Annotated in this window: 17 protein-coding genes; 7 read left to right on the top strand and 10 right to left on the bottom strand. The window is 67.6% G+C overall.

The features are described from left to right. Positions 1 to 227: 227 nt before the first annotated feature. From infC to C2U31_RS16790, 8 genes are all read right to left on the bottom strand, one after another. Positions 228 to 794, bottom strand: a complete 567-nt coding sequence (gene infC, locus C2U31_RS16825; RefSeq protein ID WP_199771040.1) for a translation initiation factor IF-3 — start codon at positions 792 to 794, stop codon at positions 228 to 230. 5 nt (positions 795 to 799) lie between these two features. After that, positions 800 to 2,752 carry a threonine--tRNA ligase gene (thrS, locus tag C2U31_RS16820; RefSeq protein WP_103273802.1) on the bottom strand — a complete coding sequence of 651 codons (1,953 nt, stop codon included), beginning with the start codon at positions 2,750 to 2,752 and terminating at the stop codon, positions 800 to 802. Positions 2,753 to 3,151: 399 nt separating this feature from the next. Continuing rightward, on the bottom strand, positions 3,152 to 3,391 hold the full coding sequence (locus C2U31_RS16815; protein WP_103273801.1) for a DUF3820 family protein: 240 nt from the start codon (positions 3,389 to 3,391) through the stop codon (positions 3,152 to 3,154). Next, entirely contained in the window at positions 3,391 to 3,942 is a 552-nt protein-coding gene (locus tag C2U31_RS16810) for a cysteine hydrolase family protein (RefSeq protein ID WP_103273800.1), read from the bottom strand. The genes C2U31_RS16815 and C2U31_RS16810 overlap by 1 nt, the downstream gene beginning before the upstream one ends. 158 nt (positions 3,943 to 4,100) lie before the next feature. Beyond that, on the bottom strand, positions 4,101 to 4,679 hold the full coding sequence (locus C2U31_RS16805) for a GNAT family N-acetyltransferase (protein WP_103276418.1): 579 nt from the start codon (positions 4,677 to 4,679) through the stop codon (positions 4,101 to 4,103). Next, the gene (locus C2U31_RS16800; protein ID WP_103273799.1) at positions 4,660 to 5,589 is read right to left on the bottom strand and encodes a sigma-70 family RNA polymerase sigma factor; all 930 of its coding nucleotides are present in this window, start codon (positions 5,587 to 5,589) and stop codon (positions 4,660 to 4,662) included. Before C2U31_RS16800 ends, C2U31_RS16805 begins: the two co-directional genes overlap by 20 nt. Positions 5,590 to 5,604: 15 nt before the next feature. After that, the gene (locus C2U31_RS16795) at positions 5,605 to 6,051 is read right to left on the bottom strand and encodes a carboxymuconolactone decarboxylase family protein (protein ID WP_103273798.1); all 447 of its coding nucleotides are present in this window, start codon (positions 6,049 to 6,051) and stop codon (positions 5,605 to 5,607) included. A gap of 178 nt (positions 6,052 to 6,229) precedes the next feature. Continuing rightward, positions 6,230 to 6,703 (bottom strand): OsmC family protein, encoded by a 474-nt coding sequence (locus C2U31_RS16790; RefSeq protein WP_103273797.1) that lies wholly within the window; start codon positions 6,701 to 6,703, stop codon positions 6,230 to 6,232. A gap of 143 nt (positions 6,704 to 6,846) precedes the next feature. On the opposite strand from C2U31_RS16790, the gene C2U31_RS16785 reads away from it, so the two are divergent. Next, positions 6,847 to 7,260, top strand: a complete 414-nt coding sequence (locus C2U31_RS16785) for a copper resistance protein NlpE (RefSeq protein ID WP_103276417.1) — start codon at positions 6,847 to 6,849, stop codon at positions 7,258 to 7,260. Positions 7,261 to 7,424: 164 nt separating this feature from the next. On the opposite strand, the gene C2U31_RS16780 is transcribed toward C2U31_RS16785, so the two are convergent. Then, entirely contained in the window at positions 7,425 to 7,757 is a 333-nt protein-coding gene (locus C2U31_RS16780) for a zinc ribbon domain-containing protein (protein ID WP_103273796.1), read from the bottom strand. 11 nt (positions 7,758 to 7,768) lie between these two features. After that, on the bottom strand, positions 7,769 to 8,998 hold the full coding sequence (gene fmdA, locus C2U31_RS16775; RefSeq protein ID WP_103273795.1) for a formamidase: 1,230 nt from the start codon (positions 8,996 to 8,998) through the stop codon (positions 7,769 to 7,771). A gap of 423 nt (positions 8,999 to 9,421) precedes the next feature. Between fmdA and C2U31_RS16770 the strand changes: the two genes are divergently transcribed. The 6 genes from C2U31_RS16770 to C2U31_RS16745 all read left to right on the top strand — a co-directional run bounded on the left by C2U31_RS16770 (position 9,422) and on the right by C2U31_RS16745 (position 14,889). Further along, positions 9,422 to 9,727: a type II toxin-antitoxin system RelE/ParE family toxin gene (locus tag C2U31_RS16770; RefSeq protein ID WP_103273794.1), complete on the top strand. Its 306-nt coding sequence runs from the start codon at positions 9,422 to 9,424 to the stop codon at positions 9,725 to 9,727. A 78-nt stretch (positions 9,728 to 9,805) separates the two neighbouring features. Next, entirely contained in the window at positions 9,806 to 10,093 is a 288-nt protein-coding gene (locus tag C2U31_RS16765; protein WP_103273793.1) for an addiction module antidote protein, read from the top strand. A 77-nt stretch (positions 10,094 to 10,170) separates the two neighbouring features. Next, on the top strand, positions 10,171 to 10,524 hold the full coding sequence (locus C2U31_RS16760) for a hypothetical protein (RefSeq protein ID WP_103273792.1): 354 nt from the start codon (positions 10,171 to 10,173) through the stop codon (positions 10,522 to 10,524). 181 nt (positions 10,525 to 10,705) lie between these two features. Beyond that, complete coding sequence (locus tag C2U31_RS16755) at positions 10,706 to 12,397, top strand: ATP-binding cassette domain-containing protein (RefSeq protein ID WP_103273791.1); 1,692 nt, start codon at positions 10,706 to 10,708, stop codon at positions 12,395 to 12,397. A gap of 116 nt (positions 12,398 to 12,513) precedes the next feature. Then, positions 12,514 to 13,026: a winged helix DNA-binding protein gene (locus C2U31_RS16750; protein WP_103273790.1), complete on the top strand. Its 513-nt coding sequence runs from the start codon at positions 12,514 to 12,516 to the stop codon at positions 13,024 to 13,026. A gap of 9 nt (positions 13,027 to 13,035) precedes the next feature. After that, positions 13,036 to 14,889, top strand: coding sequence for a dipeptide ABC transporter ATP-binding protein (locus C2U31_RS16745; RefSeq protein WP_103273789.1), 1,854 nt, complete (start codon positions 13,036 to 13,038; stop codon positions 14,887 to 14,889). The last annotated feature ends 25 nt before the right edge of the window (positions 14,890 to 14,914 follow it).

Below are 14,914 nucleotides of genomic sequence, written 5' to 3'. Positions count from 1 at the left end.
GACGCCGCCTTCCCTCGCGGGAAGGCGGCTTGATTGCCACATCGTAGCGCAGAGCCGCCCAATAAGCGAACCCGCCGGTCGTCCTGGCGGACGCGGCGGGTTCGTGACTTGCATTCGGGGCTGCCCCGGCCGGCTCCGAGCCGGCGTGAAACGCCGGTCGGGAACGTCGACCAGAAACGCGCCGACCCGAAACGCCAGAGCCTCCCCGGAGGGAGGCTCTGTGGGACTCAGGCGGCCGATTCGGCCTTGCCCGCAGGGGCGGCCTTCTTCTTCGGCGCCAGCACCATGACCATCTGACGGCCTTCGAGCTTCGGCATGGCTTCGACCTGGGCCAGTTCGACCAGATCGTCGCGCACGCGCTCAAGTACCCGCATGCCCAGTTCCTGGTGAGCCATTTCACGGCCACGGAACCGCAGCGTCACCTTGGCCTTGTCGCCTTCCTCGAGGAAGCGGCGCAGGTTGCGCAGCTTGACCTGGTAGTCGCCCTCGTCGGTGGCAGGACGGAATTTGACTTCCTTGACCTGGATGACCTTCTGCTTCGAACGAGCTTCGGCTTGACGCTTCTGCTCTTGGTACTTGAACTTACCGTAGTCCATCAAACGGCAGACCGGCGGTTCGGCGTTCGGCGCGATTTCCACCAGATCCACGTCGCTTTGCTCGGAAAGACGGAAGGCGTCGGCGATCTTGACGATGCCCAGCTGTTCTCCGTCCAGACCTATCAGGCGCACCTCGGGGACGCGGATTTCACCGTTGATGCGATTGGCTTTTTCAGTGGCGATGTTGAAAGTTCCTATAAATGTTAAACAGCGCTGCTGTCGGGGTGAACAACGTCGCGGCGGGTGGAGACGTCCTCGGACAGGCGCGCGACGAAGTCGTCGAAGGCGATTGCGCCGAGATCCAGTCCGCCCAGGCCGCGTACGGCGACGGTGCCATTTTGCTTCTCCTTGTCGCCGACGACGAGGATGTACGGCACCTTCTGCAGGCTGTGCTCCCGGATTTTACGAGTGATTTTTTCACCGCGCAAATCCGATTCAACCCTAAAGCCTTGTTTTTTCAGGCTTTGCGCAATTTGAGCCGCATAATCAGCCGAAGGCTCGGAAATGCAGCACACCACGGCCTGCACCGGAGCCAGCCAGGGCGGCATCGCGCCGGCGTGGTTTTCGATCAGCATGCCGATGAAACGCTCGAGCGAACCCAGGATCGCGCGGTGCAGCATGACCGGCGGACGGCGCTGGTCGTTCTGGTCCACATACTCGGCGCCCAGGCGCACGGGCATGGAGAAGTCGACCTGGATCGTGCCGCACTGCCAGTGGCGGCCGATGGCGTCCTTCAGCGTGTACTCGACCTTGGGGCCGTAGAAGGCGCCCTCGCCCGGCGAGATCTCGAATTCGCAACCGGTGCGGCGCAGGCTTTCCATCAGCGCCGATTCGGCCGTGTCCCAGACCTCGTCCGAGCCGATGCGCTTCTCGGGACGCGTGGCGACCTTGTACAGCACCTCGGTGAAGCCGAAGTCGCGGTAGACCTTCTGCAGCAGGGCCGTGAAATCGGCGCACTCGTCCTGGAGCTGTTCCTCGGTACAGAAGATGTGGCCGTCGTCCTGGGTGAAGCCGCGCACGCGCATCATGCCGTGCAGCGAGCCGGACGGCTCGTTGCGGTGGCACTGGCCGAACTCGCCGTAGCGCAGCGGCAGCTCGCGGTACGAGTGCAGGCCGGCGTTGAAGATCTGCACGTGGCCGGGGCAGTTCATGGGCTTCAGGCCGTAGACGCGGTTCTCGGACTCCGTCGTGAACATGTTTTCACGGTAGTTGTCCCAGTGGCCCGTCTTCTTCCACAGCGAGATGTCGAGAATCTGCGGCGCCTTCACTTCCTGGTAGCCGTTGTCGCGATAGACGCCGCGCATGTACTGCTCGACCTGCTGCCACAGCGCCCAGCCCTTGGGGTGCCAGAAGATCAGGCCGGGGGCCTCGTCCTGGAAATGGAACAGGTCGAGTTCGCGGCCGATCTTGCGGTGATCGCGGCGCTCAGCCTCTTCCAGCATGTGCAGGTAGGCGTCCTGCTCGTCCTTGGTGGCCCAGGCCGTGCCGTAGATGCGCTGGAGCATCTCGTTCTTGCTGTCGCCGCGCCAGTAGGCGCCGGCCACCTTCATCAGCTTGAAGACCTTGAGCTTGCCCGTGGACGGCACGTGCGGGCCGCGACACAGGTCGATGAACTCGCCCTCGCGGTACAGGCTCAGCGTCTCGTTGGACGGGATCGAGGCGATGATCTCAGCCTTGTACTTTTCGCCAATGCCCTTGAAGAATTCGACGGCGTCGTCGCGCGACCATTCCTCGCGCGTCACAACTTCGTCCTTCTTGGCCAGCTCGGCCATCTTCTTCTCGATGGCGGCCAGGTCTTCCGGCGTGAAGGGGCGCTTGTACGAGAAGTCGTAGTAGAAGCCGTTGTCGATCACGGGGCCGATGGTGACCTGCGCGTCCGGGAACAGCGACTTGACCGCGTAGGCCAGCAGGTGCGCCGTGGAATGGCGGATCAGGTCCAGGCCGTCGGCGTCCTTGGCGGTGACGATGGCCAGGCTCGCATCGGACTCGATGCGGTAGCTGGTGTCGACCAGCTTGGACTCGGCGCCGTCGAACGCCACGCGGCCGCCCAAGGCGGCCTTGGCCAGGCCCGTGCCGATCGACTGCGCGACGTCGGCGACCGTGACCGGCCCCGGATACTGGCGCTGCGAACCATCGGGCAATGTGATCTGTACCATCGGGAGTGCTTCCTGGGTTCTGAAAACGAAAGAGGTATGCGGAAAACGCGGAAACGAAAAACGCGGCCTATGCCGCGTTTTCTGGATTTGTCTTGCTATGAGCTTTACCGCCGACTTGCCACGGTGAAACCCGACGCACGAAAAAACTTAACGCGACATAGGGCGAAAGTTCCAAGTAGTAGTTCGTGCCTGCGGGAAAAACATGATGTCGGGACCGCTTGGGGGCTTGGACTCGGTTTGGTGCTTGGACCCGTTTGGGGCTTGGACTCGGATTTGTCCTGCCTGGACCCATCCTGAGTAGGACGTCGCCGATTGTAGCACCGTTCGCGCGCATTTCGTGACATTTGCGCGACAGCGCCGGCGCCAAGGCCCGCCCTGCCCGCCCCTATCCCGCCCGCTTCACTTGCCCTGGCCCACCTTGCCAGCGCCCGTCTTGCGCAGCGGCGCCAGCAGGGAAGCCAGCCCGTTATGGTCCAGCTCGTGCATCAGCGCCAGCAGCCGGCCCAGCTCGCCGGGCGGAAAGCCCTTGCGCGCGAACCAGGCCAGGTACGGCCCGGGCAGGTCGGCGATCAGCCGGCCCTGGTACTTGCCGAAAGGCATGGTCCGCGTGACCAGCAGCGACAGCAGCTCCGGATCCATCAGGCCCCACCCCCGGCCGGGAAATCGATGGCGGCGGCCGGCAGCGCCTGGATCCGCACGCCGAAACTGCTGATCGCCGGCAGCGTGGCATTGTGGTGCTCGCGGATGCGGGCGCCGGGAGCATGCGGCTTGTCGTGGGTGGTGTGGGCGTCGGCCGCCAGCGTCACGGGAAAGCCCAGCCCGGCCGCGCGGCGCACGGTGGTGTCCACGCAGAACTCGGTGGCATAGCCGCAGATCACCAGGCGCGACGCGCCAGCCGCCTCCAGCTCGTCGGACAGGGTGGTGCGCAGGAACGAGTCGGGCGTGGTCTTGCGCACGCGCCGGTCGCCGGGCGCCGGCGTGAGCCGTAAATCCAGGTCCACGCCAGGCTGGCCGGCGGCCATCGCCCCGTCGCGGGTTTCGTGCTGGACGTAGATGACCGGCGCGCCGGCGGCGCGGGCGCGGTCGGCCAGCGCATTGATGCGTTCGAGCACAGCGTCGGCATCGGCCGGCGGCGGCGAGGTCTCGAACAGGGCGCGTTGCACGTCGATCACGATCAGGGCGGCAGACACGGCGGCTCCATGGGCGATAAAAAGGAAGGGGCTAGTCTACCTTGCGCCGACGCATCGGCAGGCCGGCGACGGCGATGCGCCGATGGTGCCGGCGGCGCGATACGCCAACGCCATCAGCCCTGCCAGCCCCGCCAGCCCCGCCAGCCCCGCCAGCCCCATCAGCCACAATCAGCCACGCCGCCCGCCGGCGGCCAGGTGCGCGCGTAGATCCAGAAGTGGCGCGATGCGCCGGCGACCTCGCGATAGGCGTGCAACAGCCCCTCGCGCTGGAAGCCGCAGCGTTCCAGCACCCGCAGCGAAGCCTGGTTGGTGTCGAGCACCGTGGCCTGGATGCGGGCGTAGCCCAGGTCCCGCAGGGCCCACTCGGCCAGCTTGCGGCAGGCCTCGCTGGCGACGCCCCTGCCCCAATACGTCGGCGCCAGGTCGTAGGCGATCTCGGCGCGCCGGTGCGGAATGGAGATTTCGTTCAGGCCGATCGTGCCGACCAGCCTGTCGTCCGGCCCGGCGATCGCCAGCCGCATGCTGTTGGAACGCGCCGGCTCGGCATAGGCGCGGATCAGCGCCGACAGCGTGGCCGGGCCATCGAGCCGCCAGCTGGTGTGGCGCGTCACTTCCTCCAGGCGCAGGTAGTCGTGCCAATCATCGGCATCGGCCTCGCGCATGGCGCGCAGGCGCAGCCCGGGCAGGTCCAGCGCGGGCAGGTTCAGGTCGTATCGTTCAGGGGGATAGGGGCGCATCGGGTTCGGCGGACTGGCGCGGCGCCAGGGCCGCGACATGGCGCAGCTTATCAGGGTTGCGCACCATGTAGACCGCCACGATCCGGCCATCCTGGATGTCCAGCGATATCGAGCGCGGCAGGCCGTCGGCCTCGGTGCCCAGCACGGCGGGCATGCCGTTCAGGCGCACCACGGCCGCGCCCAGCAGCTTGCCGCCCGGCTTGCCCGCGATGCCGGCGAAGAAGCGCGCCACCTTGTCGCCGCCCATGACCGGTCGCAGCGTGGCGGCCTTCTTGCCGCCGCCGTCCGAGTGCAGCACGGCGTCGTCGGCCAGCAATTGCCGCAGGGCGCCCAGGTCGCCTTCGCGCGACGCCTGCAGGAAGGCCTCGGCGATGCGCAGGCCGTCCTGCTCGGTGGCCGCGAAGCGCGGCCGCGCCTCGCGCACGCGCTCGCGCGCCCGCAACGCCAGCTGTCGGCAGGACGCCTCGTTGCGTCCCAGCGTCCGGGCGACCTCCGAGTAAGGCTGGTCAAAGACATCGTGCAGCAGGAAGGCGGCGCGTTCGGGCGCCGACAGCCGCTCCAGCGCCAGCATCAGCGCCACCGACAGATCGTGCGCCAGCGCGCCCTCGCCCAGCCCGCCGTACAGGCCGGCGTCGGGCAGCGGCTCGGGCAGCCACGGGCCGACGTATTCCTCGCGGCGCGCGCGGGCCGATTTGATGTAGTCCAGGCACAGGCGGGTCACGGTGCGCGACAGGTAGGCGCGCGGCGCGTCGACCTGCGCTCGGTCGACATCGCGCCAGCGCAGCCAGGCTTCCTGCACCATGTCCTCCGCCTCGGACCATGAGCCCAGCATGCGGTAGGCCAGTCCCTGCAAAACACGGCGATGGGGCTCGAAATCGGCGACGGCGTCGCCTGCGGTCAATGCGCTCATGCTGGGCGTCGGCCTTCAGTCTTTGGGATGCACGGAACGGAAACCGACGGCGATGCGGTTCCAGCCGTTGATCATGTTGATGACCAGCGTCAGGTTAACCCGCTCCTCTTCGCTGAAGTGGCGGGCCAGTTCGTCGTAGTCGGCGTCGGGCGCGCCGGTGTCCGCCAGCCGGGTCAGCGCTTCAGTCCAGGCCAGGGCGGCGCGCTCGCGGCCGGAATACAGCGACGACTCGCGCCAGGCCGGCAGCAGGTAGATGCGCATCTCGGTCTCGCCCAGCTTGCGGGCGTCGCTGCAATGCATGTGGATGCAATAGGCGCAGCCATTGATCTGGGAGGAACGGATCTTGACCAGCTCGATCAGGCTTTTTTCCAGGCCGCAATGCTCGGCGGCCTCGGTCAGGGCCAGCATGGCCTTCACGGCCTTGGGCGCGGCGGTATAGGGATTCAGGCGGGCGATGCTCATGATGGTCTCTCTCTGCTCATGCGGTTGGAAAAGGGATCGGGCGTCCGTTGCGAAGCGCCGTCGTGCATAAGACGAGACAGCCGGCGGCCGCGTGACAGCCGGCCGCCGGAAAATTGTAAAAGTTATCGCCGCGACGGCGCCGCCCCGCCGCCGCCATGGACGCCCGCGATACCCGGCCCTAGCCTTCCTCGACGATGCGCGGCTCGCACAGCACCGGGAAATTCACCGAATTGGCGATGTAGCAGAAGTGATGCGCGCGCTCGTGCAACGCGGCGGCCAGCGCGGTGTCCGCCCCCGGCGCCACGCCGACGACGGGACGCAGCACCACCCGCGTGAACGCCCCGCCGCGCTCGGGATCCTCGGCCATCAGGCCCTCGGCCTCGTCGCGGTACGACAGCACGCGCACGCCCTCGACGGCGCACAGGTGCAGATACCAGAGCTTGTGGCAGGCCGATAGCGACCCGACCAGCAGGTCTTCCGGATTCCAGCGCGTCCGGTCGCCGCGAAACGCGGGGTCGGATGAGCCGGGGATGTCGGGCTTGCCCTCGGCCTGGATCAGGTGGTTGCGCGAATAAGACTTGTAGTCGGACGTGCCGGAGCCGGTGTTGCCGGTCCATTCCACGCGGACGAGGTAGCGGTGTTCGCCGTTCATTGCGATGATGCGCCTGTCGGATGAAGGGCAGGACAGCGTAATGCACGCCTCCGCGCGCCGTCTCGCGTCTTACATCCGGTTTCAGCGGCCCGCGGCTTCCATCCGTATCGTGGGCCGGTTTTGCCAAACAGGAGCTCGCCATGATGATCAAGACCACCCTGACCTGCGCCCTGACGCTAGCCTTCCTGACCGCCTGCGCTCCGTCGCGCAACGCCGCCCCCGTGGACAGCCACACGGCGCGCGACTCGCTGGACTGGGCCGGCAGCTACGAAGGCGTGCTGCCCTGCGCCGACTGCCCGGGCATCCGCACGCGCGTGACCCTGTCCGACAACGGCCGCTACGAAAAGCAGACCCAGTACCTGGACCGCCAGCCCCAGCCCGAAGTCGTGGCCGGCACCTTTTCGTGGGAATCCGACGGCAGCACCATCCGCCTGGACGCCTCCGGCGACAGCCAGCGCTACTTCGTCGGCGAAAACCAGCTGACCCAGCTATACCGTGACGGCACCCGCCCCACCGGCCCGCTGGCGCCCCACTACGTACTACCCCGCATGAGATAGCCGCCCCAAAGCGCCCGCGTGCTCCTCAGGAGTGCATGCCTGCGGGCCGCAAGAATGAGCCCGCCCCGCAAGACGCTGCCCCAAAGCGGGATGCCACGGATCCGGCTCCGCCGGTCCGTAGGCATGCCCCTGGGGGAAGCGCGCAGCGCTTCGGGGGGCCTCATTCAGTGGCTGATCATCCAGGGGCGGGAGCCGGCGAAAGATTTGGCGCCGTCCGCCGCCACCCGGGTCTTGCCGGACTTGCGTCCGCCCGAGCAGCAGCCGCAGTTCATGCCGTGGCCGGCGCGCGAGCTGCGCGGCTCGTTGGCGCTGCGTTCGTTCGCCGCGCGCGCCCGGTTCACCGCCGACGACAGCGCCGAGATGGCCGGCGCGCCGCCCACGATGCGTTCCGAGGACGCGCCGCATTGCGGGCAGTCGGCGGGATCGCGCCACTGCGCCAGCGGCCGCAGCGCCGAGAACTCGCCGCAGCCGCCGCAGGCATAGTCATAGATGGGCATGATGCGGGCTCCTAGCGATCGCGCGACAGCGGCATGTCGACGCCACCCTTGATGTGCTTCACCGGCCCCGAGGCCGAGGGCTGGATGTCGAAATCGAAGATCTCGGTCGGCAGCCACAGCGTGGCGCAGGAGTTGGGAATGTCCACCACCCCGCTGATATGGCCCTGCACCGGCGCGCAGCCCAGGATGGAATAGGCCTGGGCGCCGGAATAGCCGAACTTCTTCAGGTATTCGATGGCGTTCAGGCAGGCCTGGCGATAGGCCACGTTCACGTCCAGATAGTGCTGCTTGCCCTGCTCGTCGACCGAGATGCCTTCGAAGATCAGGTAATCCTTGTAGGTCGGCGTGATCGGGCTGGGCTTGAAAATGGGATTGCGGATGGCGTACTTGTCCATGCCGCCCTTGATCAGCGACACGCGCATGTGGACCCAGCCGGCCATCTCGATGGCGCCGCAGAAGGTGATTTCGCCGTCGCCCTGCGAGAAGTGCAGGTCGCCCACCGACAGGCCGCCGCCCTTGACGTAGACCGGGAAGAACACGCGCGCGCCGCGCGAGAGGTCCTTGATGTCGCAGTTGCCGCCGTGCTCGCGCGGCGGCACCGTGCGCGCGCCCTCGGCCGCCGCGCGATCGCGGTCGGCGCCCTGCAACGCGCCCATGTGCGCGGTCTTGGGCGCGGGCGGGTTGGCCAGCGGCGGCACACGGTTCGGATTGGTGTCGATCAGCGCCTGTTCGCGCTTGTTCCAGTCGTCCAGCAGCTTCTGGTCGGGCAGGCAGCCGATCAGGCCGGGATGGATCAGGCCGGCGAAATTCACGCCCGGAACGTGGCGCGAGGACGTGAACATGCCGTGGAAATCCCAGATGGATTTCTGCGCGTGCGGAAAATGATCGGTCAGGAAGCCGCCGCCATTGTTGCGGCTGAAGAAGCCGTTGAAGCCCCACAGGCTGTCGGGCTTGGCGCCGATGTCCAGCAGGTCCACCACCAGCAGGTCGCCGGGTTCGGCGCCCTCCACGCCCACCGGCCCGGACAGGAAGTGCACGGTGGACAGGTCCACGTCGCGCACGTCGTCGGCGCTGTCGTCGTTCTTGATCGCGCCGCCGGTCCAGTCATAGGTTTCCAGGACGAAGTCGTCGCCGGGCTTGACCCAGACCGCCATCGGAATATCCGGATGCCAGCGGTTGTGGATCTGCTTGTTCTCGTAGGGGGATTGGGCCAGGTCGACCTTGATGAGCGTGTCGGTCATTCTCTTTCATCTCCAGCGTGGGCGTTGATAAAACAGAACTGTCTGTCCAGGATCATCCAGTCGGACGGCGCGGGCGCGCCGCGCGGATCCTTGACATGTAAAGCAAGGTAGACCAGTTTCGGGTGGAGGTAAACCGTGTTCGGGCCGATTTCGATCAGGGGATTCCTGGGGTTGCCTATATCGCCTGCTTGCCCACCGCAGGCAATGCGAAAAACCAGCGTGTCAAGGGATTCCCACCTATCAAGAATGAGGATGGAGCCATGTCCTTCGAGGCGGCAAGATGTAGCCGGATGACTACAAAGTTTCTTGCGCCTTCGTAGCCATATGGCTACACTTCTTTTCGTAGCCTAATGGCTACAAGAATCACGGACCAGGAAACGCACATGACAGTCATCGACTATCAAAAGGCGAGGCCAGGAACCCGTGAAAGAACTCCGCAGCACCCAAGCCTATGATGACTTCGAAGCCCGCCTGAAGGACAAGGTCGGCAAGGCGCGAATACAAGCACGCATACAGCGACTGGCCCTCGGAAACCCAGGCAGATGCCGGCATCAGGAAAAGGGAGTCTCTGAATTGAAAATTGATTTCGGTCCCGGCTATCGGGTGTATTTCACCGAACGCATCGCGGGAACCATCGTCATCCTACTTGCAGAAGGAGATAAATCGACCCAGGACGCCGATATCAGGATGGCGCTACGCCTGGTCGACAAACTGGACTGGAATTTCTGAAAACCAGACGGCTGCCGTCAACGCCGTTGAAGCTGCCAGCATCGCCCCCTTCAACTGTCGCTCCACAGGGAGCCCCCCATGCGCAAACTGACGACACGGAAATACGACATCGCGGAGCGCCTGAAAACGCCCGAGGAAATGGCGCTTTACCTGGACGCATGCATCGCCGAAGGCGATGCGGCGCTGATTGCCAAGGCGCTCGGCGATATCGCGCGCGCCAAGGGCATGACCCAGGTCGCGCGGGACACCGGGCTGTCACGCGAGAGCCTGTATAAAGCGCTGTCCGGGGAGCGCGCCCCCGACTTCAGCACCATTCTCAAGGTCTTGCGCGCGCTTGGCCTGCGCCTGCATGCCACCCTTGCCTGAGCGCTGCATGGCAGCCCAGTTATGATGCAGTCCCCGAACCCGGCGCGCCCTTTCCTGTTGCGCCCTTCCGCCTGTCCATGACCGCATCCCGCCTCCTGTCCGCCGCCCTGCTGCTCGCCGCCTTCTCCAGCTCGGCTGCCGCCGAAGACTGCGTCGCGGCCTTCGATTCCGCGCAGTCGGACTACCGGCGCGCCCAGTCGGCGCAGGACGCGCTGGAAGCGACGCGCGGCGGCAAGCTCGACGGCACGCTGTGCCAGGGACGGCTGGACCTGCTGGACCTGCGCTTCGAACTGGCCGACCGCTACGAAGTCTGCGCGCGCGATGGCGGAACCTTTCCCGCCGACACGGCGGGCGCGATGGATCGGGAAGCCGGCATGCTGGCTTCGCAGAAATCCGACTGGATCAAGGTCTGTGGCCCGCTCATGAAGTAGCCGGCGCAGGCCGCGCCGCGACCGCGACGGGCACGGACCGCCGCAGTCGATATGCGACAATGGCTGCTCCATTCACCGCCGGGAGCGCCCCCGCCATGAACCTCTAAGCCTTCCTCCGATCCGTCCTTGCCGCCGGCAGCCCGCCGCGTCCGCAAGGCCCGTTCATCGTCAGGAGCGCTTCATGGCCCACGCACCCCACGCGCCCGCGCCGGCGCGGCCCCTTTCCTCTGCCCAGCAATCCCGCGCGCCGCTCGCGGCGACTTTCCATATCAGCCTGCGCCACGTCAGCCATGCGCTGCCCGACGGCCGCATGCTGCTGGAAGACGCCAGCCACGCTTTCGGCGTGGCGCGCCACGGCCTCATCGGGCGCAACGGCGCGGGCAAGACGCTGCTGCTGCGACTGCTGCTCGGCGAACTGCCTGCGCAATCCGGCCGCATCGAGCGTCGCGGACGCATCGCCGCCGTGCCGCAGTCCCTGCCCGCCGGCCCGGGCGTCACGCTGGCGGATGTGGCGGGCATGACGCCCGCGCTGCGCGCCCTGGCGCGCATCGAGGCCGGCACCGGCAGCCAGGCCGACTTCGACCTGATGGATGGCCGCTGGCGCGTCCGCGAGGAATGGCCGCGCATGCTGGCGGACGCCGGTCTGCCGGCCTGGCCGCCGGAACGGCCGGCAAGCGCCGTCAGCGGCGGCGAACTGACCCGCGTGGCGCTGGCCGGCGCGCTGGCGCAAGGCGCCGACGGACTGCTGCTGGACGAGCCCACCAATCATCTGGACGCCCGCGCCCGGGGCTGGCTGATGGACAGGCTGACCACCTGGCGCGGCGGCCTGATCGTCGCCAGCCATGACCGGACCCTGCTGGACACGATGTCGGACATCGTGGCGCTGGAACGCGGCGCGCTGGCCGGCCACGCCGGCAACTACAGCGCCTATCGCAGGCACCATGAACAGCAGGCCGCCTCGGCCGATGCCGCGCTGACCCACGCCCGCGCCGAACGCGATGCCGGCCTGCGGGCACTGCGCCAGCGCCACGACGCCGAGCAGCGACGCGGCGCGCGCAATGCGCGGCAGGCGCGCGACGCAAATCAGGCGCCCATCCTGCTGGGCATGAAGAAGGCCAGCGCTGAACGGCACGCCGGCCGCGAGCGGCTGCGCATGCAGGCCGCCGCCCAGGCGCTGGACGCCGCCGTGCGGCAGGCGGCCGCCAAGGTCGCGCCCGCCGCCGCCATCGCGCTCGCCCTGCCCGAAACCGCCGTGCCGGCCGGCCGCCGCGTGCTGCATCTGGAGGCGGCGACCCCGCCCTGGCCCGCCGGCGCGCCAGCCCTGTCGCTGAACCTGTCCGGCCCCTTCCGGCTGGCCCTGCAAGGCCCCAATGGCTGCGGCAAGAGCACGCTGCTGGCCATGCTGGCCGGCGAACTCGCGCCCCTCGGCGGGCGCTGCGAGGTCGGCGTGCCGACGGCCATCCTGGACCAGCGTGCCTCGGCGCTAGGCGATGCCGAGACGCTGCTGCAAGCGCTGGACCGGCTCGGTGCACGGTTGCCCCAGGGCGAATTGCGCAGCCGGCTTGCCCTGCTGGGCCTGGGCCCCGCCCAGGTGGATGCGCCAGCGGCCCGGCTCAGTGGCGGCGAAAGGATCAAGGCGGCGCTGGCCTGCGCGCTGTGGCGGCGGGAGCCGGCGCAATTCCTGCTGCTGGACGAACCCACCAATCATCTGGACCTGGCGTCGGTGCAGGCGCTGGAGGAGGCGCTGTCCGGCTATCCCGGCGCGCTGGCGGTGGCCTCGCACGACGCGGCCTTCCTGGCGGCGCTGCGGCCCACGCATCGGCTCGCCTGGGAAAACGGGAGATGGACGGACGCAACGGCGGCGCCGGCATGACCCAAGCCGGCACGGCGCCGGCCTGACGCCGGGTAATCCCGAATGCCCTGACAGCAACGAATCGTTAATAATTCGCTAACGTTTTGTCATCGATCCCTTGCTGTCCGCCGTACCCCATGCCTGCTTCCCGTCGGGACGCCATCGTTTCCTCCTCCCATCTCGCTTCTTCCTCCCCCGAGCTGTCCGAGGTGGAGTTCGGCCTGATCATCGCCTCGCACGCCTTCAACCGCTGGATGGTGCGTTGCATGGCCTGTGCCGGCCTGCCCGAGCTGACCTCGCTGGACATCCTGGTCCTGAACCACGTGTTCCATCGCGGCCGCGGCAAGAAGCTGGCCGACATCTGCTTCACGCTCAATGTCGAAGACACGCACCTGGTGAACTACTCGCTCAAGAAGCTCGAGCGGCTGGGCGTGGTGCGCGGCGTCAAGACCGGCAAGGAAGTGATTTATTCCACCACCGACGAAGGCGCCGCGGCGATCCGGCGCTATGCCGAGGTGCGCGAGCAATGCCTGGTCAAGCCCTACATCGATTCGCCCGCCGCGGACGAGGCCAGCCATCAGCTGGCCAACACCCTGCGCGCGCTTTCCGGCCTGTACGACCAGGCCGCGCGCGCCGCCACCTCGCTGTGAGATTCCACGTTGTCTAGCTCCACTGCCTACCCTGCCGCCCCGCTGCTGTCCGTGCGCGGCGTATCGGTCGACTTCAATACCGACAACGGCGTGTTCCGCGCGGTCGAGAACCTGGACTTCGACGTGCGTCCCGGCAAGACGCTGGCCATCGTCGGCGAGTCCGGCTCGGGCAAGTCGGTCACGTCCATGGCCATCATGCGGCTGACCGACTACACCAACGGCCGCATCGCCTCGGGCCAGATCCTGTTCCGCGACGGCGCCGGCCAGGAGATCGACCTGGCGCGGGCGTCCGAGGAGCGCATGCGCGCGATTCGCGGCAACGACATCGCCATGATCTTCCAGGAGCCGATGACCTCGCTGAACCCGGTGTTCACGGTCGGCGACCAGATCATCGAGGCCATCATGCTGCACCAGCAGCTTTCGCGCGGCGCCGCCCGCAAGGCCGCGCGCGCGCTGCTGGAAAAAGTGCGCCTGCCCGACGCCGAGGCATTGCTGGACCGCTATCCGCACCAGCTGTCCGGCGGCATGCGTCAGCGCGTGATGATCGCCATGGCCCTGTCCTGCCAGCCGCGCCTGTTGATCGCCGACGAGCCGACCACCGCGCTGGACGTCACCATCCAGGCGCAGATCCTGAACACCGTGCGCGCGCTGCAGCGCGACCTGGGCACCGCCGTGATCTTCATCACCCACGACATGGGCGTGGTGGCCGAGATGGCCGACGACGTGGTGGTGATGCTGCGCGGCAAGAAGGTCGAACAGGGCACGGTGGAAGAGATCTTCCGCGCGCCCAAGCACCCCTATACCCGCGCCCTGCTGGCCGCCGTGCCGCGCCTGGGCAGCCTGACCGGCCGCGACCTGCCGCTGCGCACGCCGCAGACCGTGCTGGAGGACGGCGAGCTGCGCGAAGTGGGCGAGACCCGCGACCAGGACACCGCCCGCTACGACGAGCCGGTGCTGCGCGTGGAAAAGCTGACCACGCGCTTTGACGTGGGCCACAACCTGTTCGGCCGCGTCACGCACCGCGTGCACGCCGTCGAGGAAGTCAGCTTCGACGTCTATCCGGGCGAGACGCTGGCTCTGGTGGGCGAATCGGGCAGCGGCAAGTCCACCATCGGCAAGACCCTGCAGCAGCTGATCGCGCCCACCGGCGGCGCGGTGCGCTACAACGGCCAGGACATCTTCTCGATGGACAGCGCCGGCCGCCAGCGGCTGCGCCAGGAGATCCAGTACATCTTCCAGGATCCCTATGCCTCGCTGGACCCGCGCAAGACCGTGGCCTTCAGCATCGCCGAACCGATCCGCACGCACGGCCTGCTGTCGGACGAGGCCGCCATCGCGCGCCGCGTCGGCGAGCTGCTGGAACAGGTGGGCCTGAAGCCCGAGCACGCCGCCCGCTATCCGCATGAATTCTCGGGCGGCCAGCGCCAGCGCGTCTGCATCGCGCGCGCGCTGGCCAGCAACCCCAAGCTCATCATCGCCGACGAATCGGTGTCGGCGCTGGACGTGTCGATCCAGGCGCAGATCCTGAACCTGCTGATGGACCTGCAGAAGGACCGTGGCCTGTCCTACCTGTTCATCACCCACGACATGGCGGTGGTGGAGAAGGTCAGTCACCGCGTGGCGGTGCTGTACCTGGGCCAGATCGTGGAACTGGGCACGCGCCGCCAGATCTTCGAATCGCCGCAGCACGCCTACACCCGCAAGCTGCTGGCCGCCGTGCCGGTGGCCGAGCCGGGCCGCCACATCGACACCTCGCTGATCGAAGGCGAGATCCCCAGCCCGGTGCGCCGCGTCGGCGACGAGCCGGCCATCATTCCCCTGGCCGAGTTCGCGCCCGGCCACCTGGTCGCCCGCGCGGCCTGATTCCCTTACGTCAGCACATTCCCCG

It is taken from the genome of Achromobacter sp. AONIH1, assembly GCF_002902905.1.
GTDB lineage: Bacteria > Pseudomonadota > Gammaproteobacteria > Burkholderiales > Burkholderiaceae_B > Achromobacter.
This window is presented reverse-complemented; position numbering and strand designations above follow the sequence as displayed.